Raw genomic sequence first — 18793 nt, forward strand, 5'->3', positions numbered from 1 at the left:
AACGGCATGCTTTCGATTTATAATCGCATCCCGTTAATTACAAAAATTTATATTTTTTAGGCTAATGAATCCCATGGCGCAAGATTCTTAACCGGTTGATTTAACAAAGCTTTTTCATTAGCATGTAAATAATCTTTCTTAACAATTACTTCATAAACATAATCATCAAACCACTGATCGCTCATCACGAAATAACCTTGATCACCAATTTTTTCTCCCCAGCTATTTTCGACTTTCCACTTACGCGGCTGATTGTCAACTAAGTCTACTCCGACCAAAGTCATTGCATGCGAAACACCAGCTTCATGACTTTGCAGTCGATCAGCTTTGGTTAACTGCAAATCAACTCCAAATAACTCGGATTTAGCAAAAAATTCTGGCGCCAAAATTCCTTGCTGCCGATCCAGATCCTTTAAAACATCATTACCAAACCAAACAGTTTCACCGGCCTGCAGCTGAGCAATTGCTGCTGCTTTTAAAGCACTTATGGTTGTGTTAACAAAAGTATTTTTTTTACCATTAAAAATGTAGTCTTGGCTAGGTAACCCATAAACTTGATTTAACTCGTGGTCGGGCGCATTAGTTAAACAAACATATTGATTAAAATCCCAGGTAAAGTATTTAGTCAAAAACTGTTGCGGAGTTAATTGACCTACCGTATGATACTTTTTATCATCATCTCGATAAGCAAAGTCAAACTGACGCGGTGGTTCACCAAAAGCATAAACCAGGATTCGATAAATTTCCGCTAAACTATTTAATTTTAATTGTTTTAACTCAGCGGAGTTTTTGCCAGCGGCAGCAGCTTTTCGTAACTCCAAGCCGTCCTTGCGCAGTTTCAGCTGCAAAACTTCATTCATTTCGTCGGTCTTACTGCTATTATATGTTTCTGGCATCACAGCTTGTGGAACAACACCATACTTGGTAATTAATGCCGCTGCATTCGCCCACTGACCGCCATCACTGTCTGGAGCTGCAAATAAATCGGCCGTTTGCCGCTCATCCAATGATTGATCCGCCGTTGCCAAAACTCTTTCGAAAAATTGATTGGCTTTTTCTAAACGGTCATAAAAAGCATTATAATTTTGTGATAGCTCAAAATCCTTGCAATGATACTTTTGAGCAAACTGATGTCGCATCGTATTCAACGTTGAAAAAAGCCAACAACGACCACTTTTTTTCTGATTAGTAACTTTCCCGATTGGTAGTTCAATGGAGAATACTCGATCTAATTGGCTTTTAGCTGCAATGTTTTCACTTGCTGCTGCTACACCATTATTTTGTACTGCCCGTGCAATTACTTGTTGTACCGGTTGCTTTTCAAATAATTGATGAAACTTTTCTAAATCAGCTGTTGTAATATCTTTTGTCATTGAGCTATCCCCTTTTGTATCAAATTAATGTTTTTGAGCAGCATAAAGTTTAATTGGTCGTTTCAATAAAGGCTGACAATCACGCGCATTAGCTGAGGAAAATAATTGTGCTAATCGCTCCAGCTGCTCAGAGGTGGCTGAAAGAGGTGTAGTTGCCACCCACCATTCAACACCACGTGTTAATGGTGGAGTTGTCAAAGAACCCAAGTAATTATAAAACCCTTCTTTTTGTCCAGCAAGCATCGTTGCTAGATCAAGTTCAGCAAAAAAGTTCGTTTTTTGCCCTTCAGCTAAATTAAAAGCTTGATAAAATGGGTTTAAACTTAACATTTCATCACCGATTTTAACTGTAAAAGCAATGACAGCTAAGTGCCCAATTGCGTCTTGATGAACAAAATGCCATTCACAAGGGAATTGGTGTTCATTTAAATAATGTTCAGCTGGAAAATGAAAATGTAATTGTTTAAAAATAAAGGACCGACCTAGCAGGCGGATCCTCCCTGAACCATTAAATTGTAAATTATTTCCGCGATGCTCAATTGAAGTAAACTGATATGATGTTTCCGCTTGAAGTGGTTGAGCTGCAAGTTTAACTTGTTCAGCCATTTTAAGATCAAGTTTGATTGGTGATTGCCAAGGATCAAGCTCTGAATTCCATTTTTTTTGGTTTTGATAGTCTAACATCATATCACCTCCAAAATTAATTAAATTTCATGTTTGCTAAACAGTGAATCAACTGATTGATTATGGTAAATTAAATCAATTGCCTTTGCAAAGGTTTGAGAAACGGACAAAATTTTCAATTTCTTAAATTGCTTATCGTTTGGTACCATAATTGTATCAGTTGCAACAATTTCAGTATAATCCGATTTTTGTAATCGAGCAGCAGCTCCATCCGACAAAATTGGATGTGTCGCGCAGGCGTAGATTTCAGTGGCCCCAGCTGCTTTAAGCGACTTAGCTGCCACCGTGAGTTTGCTGCCGGTATCAATTAAATCATCAAAAACAATACACCGCCGACCAGCAACATCACCAATAATTGTAGCTGCTTCATCTTGAATTGCACGATCATGGTTGCCGGCTACCTCTTCATCTCGCTTATCAACAATCGCAATCGGTGCTTTCAAAAGTGTTGCCAAATTTCGAGCGGCTTTAACACCATTATGATCCGGAGCTACTACCACAACGTCATTTTGAATTCCCCGTGAAATAAAATAACGCGCTTGGACAAAAATAGCTAACAAGTGGTCCACTGGAATATTGAAAAATCCTTGTAATTGTCCAGCATGTAAATCCATTGTAACAATTCGATCTGCGCCAGCTAATTGTAAGAAATTAGCAATTAGCTTAGCAGTAATCGGTTCGCGTGGACGCGCCTTGCGATCTGCTCGGGCATACCCATAGTATGGCAAAACGATATTAATCGTCCCAGCACTTGATCGGCGCAAAGCATCAATCATTATCATCAATTCCATGAAATTTTCATTGACGGGATCTGAAATTGATTGAATGACAAATACATCAGCTCCACGAATGCTTTCATTGATATTAATCTGAATTTCACCATCACTAAAATGTTTCACTGACACCTGACTTAATGGTTGTCCCAGTTCAGCTGCAATTTTTTCTGCTAACGCAGGATTTGAATTCAACGAAAATAATTTCAGAGCTGCTCCAGTCTGTTTGTTGCTCATAATTGCCTCCAAAAGTAGTATTTTAATTAATTATAACTAACTAACCAAGCAAATTCTATCCTTTCGGCGAAATTACTTACGAATCTGTCCATTACCACGGACTAAATACTTCGTCGTTGTTAATTCAGGCAACCCCATTGGCCCACGAGCATGTAATTTTTGAGTCGAAATTCCAATTTCTGCCCCAAAACCATATTCAAAACCGTCTGTAAACCGCGATGATGCATTTACGTAAACAGCTGCTGCATCAACCAGTGACAAAAAGCGCTCACTATTTTCATAATTTTGCGTAATTATCGTTTCCGAATGTTTCGTGCCATATTGGTTAATATGCTCAATTGCTGTTTCCATCGATGGAACAACTTTAACTGCTAAAATTAAATCATTATATTCAGTTTTCCAATCAGCCATTGTAGCTGGAACTACGGCCGCACCTAATATCTGTTGAACAGCTTGATCGCCACGGATTTCAACACCTGCTGTCGTTAATTTAGCCGCCAATTCTGGCAGAAAATCAGCCGCAATTTTTTCATGAACTAATAATTTTTCCATTGCATTACAAACCGATGGCCGTTGACACTTAGCGTTTAAAATAATTCTTTCAGCCATTGCAAAATCTGCTGACTGGTCAACATAGACATGGCAATTCCCTGCTCCAGTTTCAATCACCGGTACCGTTGCGTGCTGAACAACTGCTTGAATTAAGCGCGAGCTTCCCCGGGGAATCAAAACATCCACATAATCCGTCAGCTGCATTAATTGATTGGCTGTTTCATGAGCAGGATCACTGATCACTTGAATCGCATTTGCAGGTAAATTCAGCTTTGATAACGCTTGTTGCATTACGGCTCCAACCTGTAAATTAGTTTTAAGAGCTTCCTTACCGCCACGCAAAATAACTGCATTCCCAGATTTAAAACAAAGTGCCGCTGCATCAGCCGTAACATTAGGACGAGCCTCATAAATAATACCAATTACACCTAGCGGTACATGCTGTTGAACAATCTGCAATCCAGCATGGTTAACCCAACCGCGTTCCACTACTCCAATTGGGTCCGGTAAATTAGCAACCTGTTCCATTCCTTGAGCCATTTGGTTAATTCTTTCGCTTGTTAATCGCAAACGATCAATGAATTTTGCTGGGAGTTTATCTGCCAATTGCAAGTCCTGCTGATTAGCAGCTAGAATCGCAGCTTGATTTGTTCGCAAAGCTTGAGCCATTGCCAACAAAGCCTGATTTTTAACCGTTGTTGCTAATTGACCTAACACAAAAGCAGCTTGTTGAGCTTGTTGACCAATCTGTTCTAATTCACTTATCACTTGCAGCTCCTCCTTAGTTATCCTTGAAAAAGAGTTCCAACTTCTTCGCCAGCAATTAGTTTAAAAATTATTGACGGATTTTTACCACTAGCTAAAATCATTGAACTGCCGGCTTGCAGCATCATTTGTGCAGCCTTAAGCTTAGTTGTCATTCCTCCGGTTCCCAACCGCGTTCCACTACCACCAGCATGTTGAAATAACTGTTCGTCAATTCGTTTGACTTGTTTGATTAAAGTAGCATCCGTAAATTTTCGGGGATTTTTATCATAGAATCCCTCAATATCTGACAACATAACCAGCAAATCAGCTTTGATTGCCGTAGCAACTAAAGCTGACAGCTGATCATTGTCACCAAAACGGGTATGATGATCAAGTTCATCAACTGCCACAGTATCATTTTCATTGACAATTGGAATTACTCCGGCTTTCAATAAGCTTTCAAATGTATTTAAAACATTTTCTCGGCTAGTCGGGAAATCGACGACATCATGCGTTAAAAGAATTTGCCCAATCTTTTGACCATACATAGAAAATCTTTGCTGATAAACAGTCATTAATTCCGTTTGACCAATTGCGGCAATTGCTTGCTGTTCTGGAATTGCAGCTGGTCTTTGGGTCATTCCCAGCTGTCCCAGCCCCGCTCCGATAGCTCCTGAAGATACCAAAACTACTTGCTTTCCCTCGTTAACCAATCCACTCAATGTATAACATAACTGATCAATTGCGATTAAATTAAGTTTACCATTCGGGTGAATCAAAGTGCTGGTGCCAATTTTAACGACAATTCTTGTTGCTGCCAGCTCACGCATAGATTACTTCACTCTTTCTATATTATTAATTAAGTAGATTTTAGCAGTCAAATTAGTAAAGCTCAACGATTTATTTTTCAACCGAAATCGGTGTTGAAGGTGAGTTGGGCTTTTCTTCTGAATGGCGGGTAACTTCCAACCAGTCAATATAATTACGATTAAATTCAACAATTTTCAAATCAAACTGTCCAATCGTAATCACATCGTTTAATTTAACCTTATAGTTTTCTAACAAATAGCCAGCAATCGTAACACTATCTGATTGATCAAAGTCGCGATTTTTTGTTCGGAAAAAGCGTTCAAAATCATATAATGTTGTTTTTCCAGAAACACGGTAAGATCCTGCTGCGTTTTTGATAATATATTCACTAGAAACATCATCAATTTCGTCTTTAACAACCCCAAAAAGTTCCTCATAAATATCTTTATCGGTCACAATCCCGCTAGTACCGCCATATTCATCTAAAACAACAACAATCGGCGTCTTTTTGCTGATCATCTGCTGCAACAAACCCTGAATCGGTGTTACTTCAGGAACAGTAATAATCGTTCGTAGTAATTTGCTGACACGAATTGTATCATCAACTTGCGCTTGGCGAATCAAATCATAAATATAAACATAACCTAAAATCTTGTCCTTATCGTTATTAGCAACTACTGGGAAGCGACTGAGGCCCTTGCGCAAATAATTATTAATCACCGTTTTAACGGTATCAGTGATATCAACAACTTCCAAGCTTGTTCGATCAACCATAATATCTTTGGCAATTTTGTCATTGAAATCAAAGGCTCGCTGCATATACAATAAATCATTTTTATCAAGTTCACCGCCACTAACAGCATTTCGTGATAAACGTAAAATTTCTGCTTGCGATAAAACATCATCACTTTCATCAGCCGGTCTAAGTCCCATTAAGTGGATAATTCCACCCGCTGAAATATTTAACAGCCAAACAAATGGATAAAAAAGAATGTGGAAATAATGCAGCGGATTAACAACCGCCATCATCATCTTCATTGGTTTATCGATACTTAAGTTTTTCGGAACAATTTCTGTTAAAACAACTTCTAAATAAGTCAACAGCAAAATCCCTAAAACTGCCCCAGCAATATGCAATGAACTGCTGTCAATTGGTGTAATCTTCAGTGCATCAACGATTAATAATTCAATCGTTTCCTCACCAATCCAACCCATGATAATTCCAGCTAAGGTTACCCCAACCTGAGTTGTTGAAAGATACTCATTTAAATTCTGAACCATCTTTAAGGAGCGCAATAATTTTTTGCGGTTACCCTTACCGGATTCAAGCACGCTTTCTAAAGCACTTTTACGTGTTTGAACCAGTGCAAACTCAGCTGCCACAAAAAAGGCTGCCATAAAAAAGACAATTAGGATAATAATCAGATTAGCTACTAGCTGACCATCCGTCAAAATTCATTCCCCATTTCAATAAATTTACATTGATATCATAACATTTTTCTAAGGTTGATTGGTACTTTAACCACCTAAAAAGCCATTCTTTAATTGATTATAAAAAAGCGGAGGTATCTTTAATCTCCTCCGCGTAATTATTCAGCTAAAAATCAATTCAACTTTGACGTTAGTCAGCCACATTTTTTACCAATTGCTTCAGATCAGCCGCAAACATTTTTACAGCCTGTTGCTGCTGTTGTTCCGTCCATTGTGTGATTTCTCCTAAAGTATCAATCCGCAAACCAGAAGCATTTAGTTTAGGTGAAGTTACTACCAGATTAGCTAACACTTCAGTTTCAGTATCACTATCAAAAAAATTATCGACATGATTGTTATTGGCAAACGGCAAATTGATAACACCAGTTTCCAACGCAATTGTTACCACCTGACCAACGAAATTTACCGGTTGCTCAATCCGCCCTAATTTCTCAGCAGCAATTAGTTTAGCAAAATGTTCAAACAACGGCTGTAAAATCTCAGTTAACTTTTGCTCCGTAATCTTTTCAACTGCATCAACAGCTGGCAAAACATCATTTTGATAATTTTGCCCATCGATCTGCTGCATAAAATCAGCAACTTTTATTTTCATAAATTCACATCCAGACTAATAAAAATCGAAACTCTTAACCTTAGTTAAAGATTCTTATCCATATTAAAAGTTAGTTTAGATAATGTCAAACCTTGTGAAATATAGTCACTGACTTGCTGCAATGTTTTTTTCTCAATCATCGTTGCTAAATTTTGATTTTGCTCAGCCAAATAAACTGGAACCTTATCAGGAGAAATTTTAGCGGCTTGATTATCTGTCTGTTGTAAAAATTGGTAAATTACTTGACGACAAGCAGTTAAATAATCAGCATCTTTTTGAATAAACTGTGCGTAATGCGTTTCTGTCAGCATTGAAACCGCCCGATATAACCAATAGGCACTTTTTAAGTCAAAAGTCAGTGGCGTTTGACTCCAATTGGTTGGGACCACAGTCGTATTGGTATAAAATGGCAAGTACGGTGCAAATGATGGAATTCCAAAACATAACCACATAATTGCTGAATTTTGTTTAGCCACTTGATTGCGTAGTTGCAAAATATGTGAATTTTGAGTGCGATTTAATGAAATTGGTCGGAAACGTAACCGATCTTCCGCAGATCCATGACCTAAAGGATCAAACTTGGTTTCATTATAGTGTGATCCCAAAATATATTGCAAATCTTCAATAGAGATTAATCGATCAGCCCGACAAATAAATGGCAATTCAGCTGAGGTTGGCTCTTGTTGAATGCTTGGAGTCAGATAGCGCTGACCGTACCAGACCCGCGGTGTATTATAATGACGGTCTTTTTCAGTATTTGTCCCAAAAATTCGACGAAAATTCCAAGATTCACGTTCTGGATTAAGACTATGCTCAACAACAAATTCTCTAATACCCTTTGACCACAAATAATTTTGGGAGTCATCAAAATCAATTTTCTGTTGAGCCACCTGATTAGCCGTAATCACATAAGCATCATCTGGAATTCGGGTAGCTGCCCAATGATGACCAGTCACAATTTCCATATACCAAGCTTCATTTTGATCGGCAAACAAAACCCCGTTGCCTTCTGGTGAACCATATTTCGCAATCAGTTGTCCTAAGTACTCAACCCCTTGCCGAGCTGATTGAATGTAAGGGACTACCATCGTTGGCAGACAGTCCTCTGCTAACCCATTAGGTAACCAAGGATCATAAGCCAGGGCGCGTGGATTACCATAAACACTCTCAGTAGCTGAAACCGCGACATTAGCCGCATTAATCGAACTTTCCTCAAATAGACCATTTTTTTCAACATCGGCATTGGGGGTCGCTGTATAACGCAATCCGTTGGCTGGTAAATTACCTTTAAAACCATTTTGATTCGAAACCAATTGGCGAGCCTGTGCGATAGCTGGCCGCATAACAAATCGTTGCGGTGTCAAAGGCAAAAAGGTGTCATCATTTCTAGCAATCATCACCGAACCATCAACTGTTGCTTTTTTCCCAACTAAAATTGAAGTACATGCTTTTTCCATTTCTTCTACTCCTTGCTACCTATGTTCTCTTTTCCAAGTAACTTGGCTGCTCAAGCAAGACTAATTTAACTTGCTGGCTAAACTCTTGGCGTGAAATTACTCGAAAAGTTGTTATTAATTGCTGAAAACCGGGAATTTTCCCGATTTTTAGTAAGATCTGTGCCAACAACCAATTACTGTATCGTTCTCTATTATAAATCAAACCGGGATAAAGCAATACCGCTCTTTGACCGAGTTTTGATCGCAGAAGCTTTTCCATTTCTTTTTTGACAACCAAATAGTTTTTTAAAAAGAACGGTGCTCGATTTGCTGAAGCAAACAAGAAGCGTGTCTGGCCTGCCGACCCCAACTGTTTAATCAGCGGTAATAATGGAGTTAGGGTTAACTTTCGGTAGGCATCTTGGTTTTTAGCAAACAAAACTCCAATTAAATCAATTATCCAGTCAGCCTGCACAACTTGGTTAAGCCAAGCCTCAGCTGGTCGCTGCAAGTCCACCTGCAGCCACTTCACCTGCGGAAACTTACGCTGTAGCTCTGAATTACCACCTGAACGCGATAAACTTGTAATCACAAAACGCGAATCATTGGCAAGTTCAGCTAGTAACCCTCGTCCTACAAAACCTGATCCTCCTAAAACTACAACTTTAATCCTTGCGCTCATTTCGTCACCTACTTTAATTTAATCTAAAAAAAGGACAAACTCAGCACTTTTTATGTAACTAGAACATAGGATTGAGCTTCTCCATTGACTAGCTAAACAAAAAATTTGCCGTTTGTCCGATAATTTGAATTTTATTCTGTAAAATTTAAGATTTGCTTGACTACTTTCAATTACTTTGGCAGTTTTCTTTAAAAGAACTGGCGCAAAATATCCTTAAATGGTGGTAATTCTGGAATCTTCCAATAATTTTCCAAGTATTCTTGCCCGAACTTCATATAGCCTTTAGCTTCTTCCATGACGATTTTGCCTGGTAATGGCGCGTTATCCTTCACATAAGCGTTAATCAAAATTGGCTTATCCGTAACTTGATATGCTTGATCTAAAGCTTGTTTAAACTCGGCATTACTCTTAACATTGATACCCACTCCGCCACAAGCTTCAGCAAATTTTGCATAATCCATGTCAGCTAAATCTATTTGATAATTCAATTGGCCAGCTGATTGCTGCTCATATTCAATAAATGCCAATTTTTGATTATTAATTACCACACAGATAATTGGCAGCTTGTATTTAACGGCTGTTACAAAGTCTTGCATTACCATTGCAAAGGCCCCATCACCGTTTAAAGTCAACACTCGCCGATCGGGGTAAGCAACTTGCGCAGCGATTGCTCCTGGCAAACCACAACCCATTGTTCCCAACCAAGCCGATATCGCAAACTTCTGCGTTTCCTTAACATGTAAGAAACGTGCACTCCAAGAAGTTGAAGTCCCAACATCAATTGAGTAAATCAAATTGGCTGGAGCAGTTTGATCAATATAGGCCACCATACTTTCTGGTGAGGCTGGCGTTGTATCTAATTGGCGTTTATCAGCCATCCACTTGTTCCAGTTAGCCATGTTCTTTTGACAAGCAGCCAAGAAACTTTGGTTCTTACGTAATTGGCCCTGCTGATTAAACGCGGCAACAGTTTTAACGACATCTCCTTGGATAGCTGTATCAACTGCATAACGTTTTCCTAAGTTTTCAGCTTTAATATCAACTTGAATACATTTTGCTTGACCCTTAGCTGGCAAATATGGGCGATACGGGTAATTAGTTCCCAAAAGGATCAATAAATCAGCACTTTTCATTGCTTCATAGGATGGTTTAGTTCCCAGTTTGCCGACATTCCCTAAAGAGTTTGGATGATCATCGGCAATCGTTCCTTTAGCCGGTAAAGTTTCAACAAAGGGAATTTGGTTAGTTTCAACAAATTTCTTTATTTCCGCCCCAGCGCTTTTTGCACCCACACCCAACAAAACAATTGGCTTGTCTGCTTGCTGAATTAAATTAACTGCCTGCTTTAATTGTGCTTGGTCCAACTCTGGTTTAGCTAGCGAAAAAGCTTTTGCTGAAGAGTTATAGGCCGATTTCAAAGTTTGATCAGGAATATCATCCGGAATTGTCAAAACTGCTACACCTTTGTTTTCATAGGCACTACGAATTGCTTGGTCAACAACCTCGGCTAAATTATCCACTGAAGTAATTGTTCGGTTAAAAACTGCTACATCATCAAACAATTTAGGGGTGTTAACTTCTTGAAAGTAACCCTCATTCAATGACTTAGAAGTTACTTGGCCCAGTAATGCTAAAACCGGCACATGGTCCATTTTGGCATCGTAAAGCCCATTTAACATATGGATAGCCCCTGGACCACCGATCGATAAACAAACACCTAATTTGTCAGTATATTTAGCATCTGCAGCTGCAGCTAAAGCTGCGACTTCTTCATGTCTGACCTGAATAAATTTAATTTTTTCTTTTTGACGCCGCAAAGCATCAATTGTAGTATCAATTGAATCACCCGGGAGACCATAAACATTTCTTACGCCCCAATCAACTAAGACATTAACTAATAAGTCTGAACCTTTTATATTTGCCATCATGCAACACTCCCTCAATAGTTGGTTCCGAAAATTGGTTCTTTATCTATTCTACCGCTAAAAAGGTTTTGCACAATAATATTTTGCTTGGAATTCACAAAACTTTATTTTCATTTGATGGAAATACATGATTTTTCACTATAAAAAAGGACCATTTACTTATTCTTGATAATTATCAGGCTTTAAATTTCACAAGGTTGGTATCAACAATTGAGTTAAGTTCGAGTTTTCACTAGCCTAATTAAACAAAAAAAGTATTCACCTCGTAGTCGAGAAAAATACTTTAGTCTCTTTACTTTAGAACTATTTAGCGAACCACGACAACTTTAGTTCCACTGGGAATATTATTATAGAACCATTTGGCATCTTTTACCGAAAGCCAAATATTACCATGAGTATTAACTTTTTCTTTTTTACCAAGCAAACTAGCTTTATCAGTTAAATATTCTTTCCGAATATTGGTTGGAACTGTTTGAAACAAATACTTTCCATTTCCTTTCCAAGAAACCCAATATTTACCGCCTTGATCCGTCTGCGGATTATAGAAAAACTCACCTTTTTTAGGTTCTATTTCGGACGTGCCTACAGGAACTTGAGCTGACTTTTCCTGTATTTTTCTAGTTGTTGCCGCATACATGGTATAAATTGTTTTTTTACCCGACAAAAGATAGACCCGCTGCTCGGTCAAAGATACTTTAACCGAAAGATCAGTAACCGCTGCTGCGTTTGGATATTGAATTGTTTGAGAAGATTTTCGCCAGTTAATCGGATATCGCAAATGCCGATTCCGTGAAGCTAATTTTTTATTTTGTTCATTATGCTCTTCTTTTTCAATCTTAACTGCATTTCGTTTTTCTGCCTGCTTAACATAAACGTAACTCCAACCAGCTAAGACAACAAAAATCAAAGCTATCAACCAAGCTAAAGTTTTCCCCTTCTTCATCTAAAATCCACACTCCTATTTTTGATTTAAACGTATATTTTCAACATTTAAAATGTGATCAACCCATCCTTGATAAAAATCAGCCTCATGGGTAACTAGTAAAACATTACCATTGAAACCCATTAAAGCTTTTTTAAGAGCTAATTTAGTTTCATCATCCAAATGATTTGTTGGTTCATCCATAATTAGAAAATTACATGGTTTTAACTCAAGTAAACACAGCTTAACTTTAGTTTGTTCTCCACCACTCAGTAATTTAATTGGCTTCATAATATTACTGGCTGTTAGTCCTACTCGCGCCAACCGCTGACGAATTAATTTTGCTTCAAGCTTTGGATATTGATCATGCACAATTTTTAATGGTGTTTGATCAGAATGATCCCAAGTTAAATCTTGACTGAAATAATTTACAACCACTGCATCTGTAAAATTTGCTTGACCGCCGAAAACTTTAATTTTGCCCAAAATTGATTTAATTAAAGTTGATTTACCAACACCATTAAATCCTTGCAATACCATTTTTTCTCCATGGCTTAAAGTAAAAGTTACCGGTTCTAATAGTGGTCGCTGATACCCAACAGACAAATCTTTAACAACTAGTGTTTCGGCTGACATGATTTCCAAATACGGAAATTTAAAGTTAGCCTGTTTGGCCGTTTCCGGTGGATCAACTAACTCCAATTTATCAAGCCTTTTTTGACGAGACTTAGCCAAAGTTGAACGCGAACCAGCTTTATTTTTTCGAATATAGGCTTCATCTTTTTCTATCTGCCGCTGCTGTTTAGCATAAGCCTTTTGTTGTGTTTCCAATTTTTGCTTTTTTTGTTTCAAAGCTGATCGAAAACTGCCGGTGTACTTAGTAATTTTTCCTAGTGATACATCAATAATTGTATTGGTAATTCGTTCCAAAAAATTATAGTCATGAGAAACCACCATAAAGCTACCACTAAAAGCATTTAAATAATTAATCAACCATTCAATGTGCTGAACATCTAAATAATTGGTTGGTTCATCTAGGAGTAACATATCAGGCTGCTCCAATAATAGCTTCGCTAAAATTATTTTTGACCGCTGACCACCACTGCATTCAGCAACTTGGCGTTCTTTTCCCAGTGCATCAATTCCTAAACCTGTCATTACTTGATCAATCTGCGTTTCCAATTCATAAAAATTGCCAGCTTCTAGCTGTTCTTGATAACGACCAGCCTTAGTCAATAACTCATCATCAGCTGTCTTGGCATATTTTTCATAACAAGCTACCTGAGCTTCACTAATCCGGTAGAGTTCAGCAAAGGCCGATTTCAGAAAATCAAAAATCGTTAAATCATGCGCTGTTTGAGCATACTGATCTAAGTAACCGATTCTAATTCCATTTTGCCATTTAATCTGTCCGTCATCAGGAAGTTGCTGTCCAGTAATGATTTTGATTAAAGTGCTTTTACCCGCACCGTTTTGGCCAATCACTCCCATGTGATCTTCTTTATTTACCCGAAAACTCGCCCGGTGATACAATTGCTTATCAGCAAATGATTGCGACAAGTTTTCAACTTCTAAAATACTCATTTTCTCTTCCTCTCAAACTGAAAGTATATCATACTTTCAGCTATGGCTCGCAATTTCATGCAAAAAAAACCAGCATAAAACGTCGAGATGTCTTATGCTGGCAAGTTTAACTTAATCGATCTTTAGTTGGTTTTTTCTTCTAATTCGGCACGACTCTTTAAGAATTCTAAAACCGCCTGATGCTGTGCACGACGTTTTTTAATGTTCTTCTGATTGACCGGGCGACGATCATTAGCAACACCTACGTGGGTATTTTGTGACATGCTGCGCCCCTCCCTTCAAATTTAACTTATGCATTTTTCAATTCTATACTGAAATGCAATTTTTTTCAAGTAATCTCCAACAAATATCACTAGGCCTTCCGTTGACGATGGCTAGTACTTTCTTGCAGTCGGAATTTTAACAACGCTTGCAAAATATCAACCTGTTCGCGATATAATTCTTCCATTCCTAATTTTTGATATAGAGCAAAAGCGGCTGAAACCATTTTGATTCCCTGTTCATAATCGCCATCTTCAATTACCTTAAGTCCCTTAAAGAAGTCTTTGCAGCCATTAGCATAAACATTGTCAGCTGCCACCTCGATATGATCTAAAATACTAAAGTAAAGTGATGCTTGAGTCTCACGACCTGTTTTAATAAACAGCAAAATCGCTTCGCAGAGAACTTTAACCTTTAAATTCTCCATTCGTATATCCTGAGCGTCATCATTGTTAAACCATTCATGATCACTTAATAATTTATCAAGTGATGAACCATCAAACATAAAAATTGAGTCAGCCAATAATTCATATTCATAATGACTCCAATATTTGCTACGTGAAAGATAGTGAACTACTTCCCGTCTTTCTGGAAGGATACTCTCATGATGACCAAAATGTTTTTTCATCGCCAATGCTACCAATTTTAAATTATAAAAGCGTACCAATTGATTGCTTTGATAGTCGCGTTCAATTTTTTTCTCTAATAAACGAACTTCATTAAGATTTTTTTGTTTGAAAGCAGTCATCAAGTTCTCACGATATTCTTCATAATGAGTTCGTTCATTGTTTTGTTTCTCAAAAAGTGCAATAAATTCTGTTGAATCCACATTCAAACGATCAAGGATGTGTAAAAATGTATCAGCTGTCGTCTCAACTAAACCACTTTCATACTTGTAGTACATCGATCGTGATAACAACCCATCGTAAATTGTTTTAGCTTTAATCCCCTTTGATGTTCGAATGCTTCTAATTAGTTCTCCCGTCTTCATGATCTTTTAAATTCCTCCACTCTTCGCGTTATAAAATATACAATCGTCTAAAAAATAAATTATTGAATACTGTAGTACCCTAAAATTGAAAACTTTTTAATGCGTTTAAAAATTACCAATTTTAAGCCAATACAGTCTGATATTTTTTGGAGCTTCCCCATTTTTTTTATACTAAACTTCTCTTTTGGGAAACTATCGTTTTGATTAAGTACCAAACTCTTACTTAAATATAGTACCAAAGAAGTCCAAAAAAGTAACCAATTATTTCCAATATTAGCAATTATTATGGAAACTAATAAAAATTGTAATTATCTAAACTAACAAATTTGCTCATTAAGACGTTAAAAAGAATAGTTTTTGGAACACCAAAAAAAAATGGCTTTATTTCGCTAAAAAATCGGCAACAAAAACAGCAGTTTTTGTTGCCGACTAGATATTATTTATATTGAAATAATAGTAATTCAAAAATAATAGCTATTACTATAATCGCTATCGACTATTTTTTTTCCTTGAGCAAGTCACGAATTTCTTCTAACAATTTAACCTCGGGTGCAACAACCACCGGAGCTACTTCTTTTTTAGGAGTAAGCTTGTTGACTAATTTAACAATTAAGAAAACAACAAAGGCAATAATTAAGAAGTTAATAACTGAATTCAAAAAACTTCCAAATTTAAAAGTTGCATCACCAACTTTAAAAACCCAGTCCGAAAAATCAATTCCGCCAATAAATAGACCAATAAACGGATTAATCAAATAATTAACTAATGATTTGACAATCGCTGTAAAAGCACTCCCAATAATTACCCCAACAGCTAAATCAATAACATTTCCACGTGAAATGAACTCTTTGAATTCTTTTATCAAAATTGCACGTCCCCTTTTTATATATTAAGAACACTTTAGCAATCCACAAAAACATTTTCAAGTATTAACAACTAATAAATCAAAATTAATTTGCTAAACGAGTCAAAAACTTTCCGTTATAGTTGCAGTTATGCTAACTTTAAATAAACACGTGAAAGGAATAACCTACAATGGCAAAAAAATATCACCAACTTACCGTCAAAGAAGCTCTTGCTGTGCTAGCCTCAACATCCTCTGGTTTAACACCGATTGAAGTTAACAAGCGACTTACTAAATTTGGGTCAAACACTTTAAATACTCAAAAAAATGCTTCTTTGTTGGAAAAATTCTTTAATCAATTTAAGAATCTGATGATCATTATTTTACTGATTGCAGCTATTATTGCCTTGTTTGCCGGCGATTTATCTGATGCTATCATTATTTTCCTAGTTGTAATTTTGAATGCTGTTTTTGGAGTCTTTCAGGAAGCCAAGGCCGAAAATGCCATTAACGCACTTAAAAAAATGACTACTACTACTTCTCGCGTTAAGCGAGCGGGAAAAATTATGATTATTAAGAGTGCCGACCTTGTTCCTGGAGACATCGTGTTATTAGAAGCTGGAGAGATCATTCCAGCTGATTTGCGATTACTGAAAACCAATAATTTAAAAATCGAAGAAGCTGCTTTGACAGGTGAGTCAGTTCCCGTTGAAAAATCAGCGGCAGTTTTAACGGCTAGCGAGCTGCCCCTAGGCGATCGTCATAATTTAGCCTATATGAATACTAACGTTACTTACGGAACGGCTGAAGGAGTCGTGATCGCGATTGGCATGCAAACTGAGGTTGGTAAAATTGCTACGATGCTTAATAAAGCTGAATCAGCGACCACTCCCTTACAAAAAAACATTACCCATCTTAGCAAATTACTAAGTATTTTAATTTTAGTAATTGCTGCCTTAGTTTTTATTATCGGAATTGCTTTACACCGTTCAAGTGTTTTAAATATGCTTTTAACCTCAATCTCGCTAGCTGTTGCTGCAATTCCGGAGGGTTTACCGGCAATTGTAACCATAACTTTAGCTTTAGGCACTCAAGTTATGGCTAAGAAGAAAGCCTTGATTCGTAAATTACCAGCAGTTGAATCCTTAGGAGCAACTCAAATTATTGCTTCTGACAAAACTGGAACCCTAACACAAAATAAAATGTCTGTTGAAAAAATTTACCGCAATTTGAAATTATCAACCGTTGCAACCTACTCAACTAACTTGAATGATCCCTTGGTTCAAGCAATGGTTTTAGCTAATGATAGCCAACAAACCGAGCAAGGTTTAAGTGGTGATCCAACCGAAACAGCTTTAATCCAATTTGCTTTGGATCAAAATTTAAATGTTGCTAAATTAAAACAAGACTTCAGCCGGCAAGCTTCAATTCCATTTGATTCAGAACGAAAACTAATGTCAGCTGTTACAAACATCCCTAATTCGACAAAAAAACAATTATTTACCAAAGGCGCTTTAGATGAATTACTCCAACGTTCAAGCAAAATTCTAGATAATAACCAAGTTAGAGAATTAACCATTGCCGACAAAAAAACTATTTTAGCAGCAAATCATCAGCTAGCAACTCAAGCCTTACGTGTATTGGCATTCGCCTATGCGCCTTTCAATCAACCAGCAACTACTGACATATCATCGCAAAGTGCTGAAAGAGACCTGATTTTTATCGGAATGGTTGGAATGATTGATCCGCAACGTCCTGAAGTCAAACAAGCCATTGCTGAAGCTAAGAGTGCTGGAATTAGGACCTTAATGATTACAGGTGATCATCGTGACACTGCAACTGCCATTGCCCAAAGATTGGAAATTATTCAACCAGCTGATCAAGCAGGTGTCATTACTGGCCATGAATTAGATCAATTACCAACTGCTGAGTTAGAAAAACAAATTGAGCAATGGTCCGTTTATGCACGCGTTGCTCCTGAACACAAAGTGAAAATTGTTAAGGCTTGGCAGAAAAAAGGCAAAATTGTCGCAATGACCGGTGATGGGGTTAATGATGCTCCCGCTTTAAAGACTGCTGATATTGGAGTTGGAATGGGAATTACCGGTACCGAAGTCGCCAAAAATGCTAGTGATATCATCTTATCTGATGATAATTTTGCAACAATTATTGCTGCCGTTCGTGAAGGACGACGCGTCTTTGCCAACATTCAAAAATCACTTCAATACTTACTGTCAGCTAACTTAGGGGAAGTTCTAACACTCTTTTTAATGACCATGCTTGGTTGGGACATTTTCGCACCGGCACAAATTTTATGGATTAATCTAGTAACTGATACTTTTCCCGCAATTGCTTTAGGAGTTGAAAAAGCTGAAGCGGATATTATGAAGCGAACACCGCGCGGCTCAAAAGCTACTTTCTTCTCCGATGGGGTCATGTCCAGTATCCTTTACCAAGGTTTACTCGAAGGTGGATTGACTCTTGGTGTCTATTGGCTTGCTTTAACATTTCCTTTCCATCATTCAAGTAGTTTAATTCATGCTGACGCCTTGACGATGGCTTTTGCAACCTTAGGCTTAATTCAGTTGCTCCATGCATTCAACTCGAAGTCGTTACATGGAACAATCTTTACCAGCAAATTATTTAACAATCGTACCTTTAATTGGTCGATTATCTTGGCGAGTGTTTTAATGTTTGCTACAATTTTGATTCCAGCTTTCAATGACACCTTCAAAGTAACCGGCTTAGCTTGGCAGCAATGGCTAGTTGTTTTGATTGGTGGCAGTTTGATGCTAGTAATCGTTGAACTTGTGAAACTCATTCAACGAATTCTGAAAAAATAACGATTAACTAAATAAATGCCCTCTAATTTTTTAAATTGAGAGGCAT

General features: G+C 37.5%; 16 protein-coding genes. 1 reads left to right on the plus strand and 15 read right to left on the minus strand.

Annotation, left to right across the window (positions count from 1 at the left end):
* Positions 1-56: 56 nt before the first annotated feature.
* The 15 genes from G6O73_RS09360 to mscL form a co-directional block, all read right to left on the minus strand.
* Positions 57-1373: a C1 family peptidase gene (locus G6O73_RS09360; RefSeq protein ID WP_057886588.1), complete on the minus strand. Its 1317-nt coding sequence runs from the start codon at positions 1371-1373 to the stop codon at positions 57-59.
* 24 nt (positions 1374-1397) lie between these two features.
* Positions 1398-2057: a carbonic anhydrase family protein gene (locus tag G6O73_RS09365; RefSeq protein WP_057886587.1), complete on the minus strand. Its 660-nt coding sequence runs from the start codon at positions 2055-2057 to the stop codon at positions 1398-1400.
* A gap of 20 nt (positions 2058-2077) precedes the next feature.
* The gene (locus tag G6O73_RS09370; RefSeq protein ID WP_057886586.1) at positions 2078-3067 is read right to left on the minus strand and encodes a ribose-phosphate diphosphokinase; all 990 of its coding nucleotides are present in this window, start codon (positions 3065-3067) and stop codon (positions 2078-2080) included.
* A gap of 72 nt (positions 3068-3139) precedes the next feature.
* Positions 3140-4387, minus strand: coding sequence for a glutamate-5-semialdehyde dehydrogenase (locus G6O73_RS09375; RefSeq protein ID WP_057886585.1), 1248 nt, complete (start codon positions 4385-4387; stop codon positions 3140-3142).
* Positions 4388-4404: 17 nt separating this feature from the next.
* Positions 4405-5196, minus strand: coding sequence for a glutamate 5-kinase (gene proB, locus G6O73_RS09380; RefSeq protein ID WP_057886584.1), 792 nt, complete (start codon positions 5194-5196; stop codon positions 4405-4407).
* 70 nt (positions 5197-5266) lie between these two features.
* Complete coding sequence (locus tag G6O73_RS09385; RefSeq protein ID WP_057886583.1) at positions 5267-6628, minus strand: hemolysin family protein; 1362 nt, start codon at positions 6626-6628, stop codon at positions 5267-5269.
* Between the two features lie 169 nt (positions 6629-6797).
* Entirely contained in the window at positions 6798-7259 is a 462-nt protein-coding gene (locus G6O73_RS09390) for a hypothetical protein (RefSeq protein WP_057886582.1), read from the minus strand.
* A gap of 44 nt (positions 7260-7303) precedes the next feature.
* Positions 7304-8716, minus strand: a complete 1413-nt coding sequence (locus G6O73_RS09395; protein ID WP_057886581.1) for a C69 family dipeptidase — start codon at positions 8714-8716, stop codon at positions 7304-7306.
* 19 nt (positions 8717-8735) lie between these two features.
* Positions 8736-9377: an NAD-dependent epimerase/dehydratase family protein gene (locus G6O73_RS09400; protein ID WP_057886580.1), complete on the minus strand. Its 642-nt coding sequence runs from the start codon at positions 9375-9377 to the stop codon at positions 8736-8738.
* Between the two features lie 188 nt (positions 9378-9565).
* Positions 9566-11302 (minus strand): pyruvate oxidase, encoded by a 1737-nt coding sequence (locus G6O73_RS09405; protein ID WP_057886579.1) that lies wholly within the window; start codon positions 11300-11302, stop codon positions 9566-9568.
* Positions 11303-11609: 307 nt separating this feature from the next.
* Positions 11610-12245, minus strand: coding sequence for a L,D-transpeptidase (locus G6O73_RS09410; RefSeq protein WP_057886578.1), 636 nt, complete (start codon positions 12243-12245; stop codon positions 11610-11612).
* A gap of 15 nt (positions 12246-12260) precedes the next feature.
* Positions 12261-13808: an ABC-F family ATP-binding cassette domain-containing protein gene (locus G6O73_RS09415; RefSeq protein WP_057886577.1), complete on the minus strand. Its 1548-nt coding sequence runs from the start codon at positions 13806-13808 to the stop codon at positions 12261-12263.
* A gap of 122 nt (positions 13809-13930) precedes the next feature.
* Positions 13931-14071 carry a hypothetical protein gene (locus G6O73_RS09420; protein ID WP_169787470.1) on the minus strand — a complete coding sequence of 47 codons (141 nt, stop codon included), beginning with the start codon at positions 14069-14071 and terminating at the stop codon, positions 13931-13933.
* Positions 14072-14160: 89 nt separating this feature from the next.
* A complete protein-coding gene (locus G6O73_RS09425) occupies positions 14161-15060 on the minus strand; it encodes a helix-turn-helix domain-containing protein (protein WP_057886576.1) in 900 nt (299 codons plus the stop codon).
* Between the two features lie 496 nt (positions 15061-15556).
* Complete coding sequence (gene mscL, locus G6O73_RS09430) at positions 15557-15925, minus strand: large-conductance mechanosensitive channel protein MscL (protein WP_057886575.1); 369 nt, start codon at positions 15923-15925, stop codon at positions 15557-15559.
* A gap of 170 nt (positions 15926-16095) precedes the next feature.
* On the opposite strand from mscL, the gene G6O73_RS09435 reads away from it, so the two are divergent.
* Positions 16096-18747, plus strand: coding sequence for a cation-translocating P-type ATPase (locus G6O73_RS09435; protein ID WP_057886574.1), 2652 nt, complete (start codon positions 16096-16098; stop codon positions 18745-18747).
* Positions 18748-18793 lie beyond the last annotated feature (46 nt).

This window comes from Liquorilactobacillus nagelii DSM 13675 (assembly GCF_019444005.1).
Classification (GTDB): domain Bacteria; phylum Bacillota; class Bacilli; order Lactobacillales; family Lactobacillaceae; genus Liquorilactobacillus; species Liquorilactobacillus nagelii.

Coding starts and splice junctions, on each gene's coding strand:
- G6O73_RS09360 (WP_057886588.1), bottom strand. CDS start 1,373: ATGACAAAAGATATTACAACAGCTGATTTAGAAAAGTTTCATCAATTA.
- G6O73_RS09365 (WP_057886587.1), bottom strand. CDS start 2,057: ATGTTAGACTATCAAAACCAAAAAAAATGGAATTCAGAGCTTGATCCT.
- G6O73_RS09370 (WP_057886586.1), bottom strand. CDS start 3,067: ATGAGCAACAAACAGACTGGAGCAGCTCTGAAATTATTTTCGTTGAAT.
- proB (WP_057886584.1), bottom strand. CDS start 5,196: ATGCGTGAGCTGGCAGCAACAAGAATTGTCGTTAAAATTGGCACCAGC.
- G6O73_RS09390 (WP_057886582.1), bottom strand. CDS start 7,259: ATGAAAATAAAAGTTGCTGATTTTATGCAGCAGATCGATGGGCAAAAT.
- G6O73_RS09395 (WP_057886581.1), bottom strand. CDS start 8,716: ATGGAAAAAGCATGTACTTCAATTTTAGTTGGGAAAAAAGCAACAGTT.
- G6O73_RS09400 (WP_057886580.1), bottom strand. CDS start 9,377: ATGAGCGCAAGGATTAAAGTTGTAGTTTTAGGAGGATCAGGTTTTGTA.
- G6O73_RS09405 (WP_057886579.1), bottom strand. CDS start 11,302: ATGGCAAATATAAAAGGTTCAGACTTATTAGTTAATGTCTTAGTTGAT.
- G6O73_RS09410 (WP_057886578.1), bottom strand. CDS start 12,245: ATGAAGAAGGGGAAAACTTTAGCTTGGTTGATAGCTTTGATTTTTGTT.
- G6O73_RS09415 (WP_057886577.1), bottom strand. CDS start 13,808: ATGAGTATTTTAGAAGTTGAAAACTTGTCGCAATCATTTGCTGATAAG.
- G6O73_RS09420 (WP_169787470.1), bottom strand. CDS start 14,071: ATGTCACAAAATACCCACGTAGGTGTTGCTAATGATCGTCGCCCGGTC.
- G6O73_RS09425 (WP_057886576.1), bottom strand. CDS start 15,060: ATGAAGACGGGAGAACTAATTAGAAGCATTCGAACATCAAAGGGGATT.
- G6O73_RS09435 (WP_057886574.1), top strand. CDS start 16,096: ATGGCAAAAAAATATCACCAACTTACCGTCAAAGAAGCTCTTGCTGTG.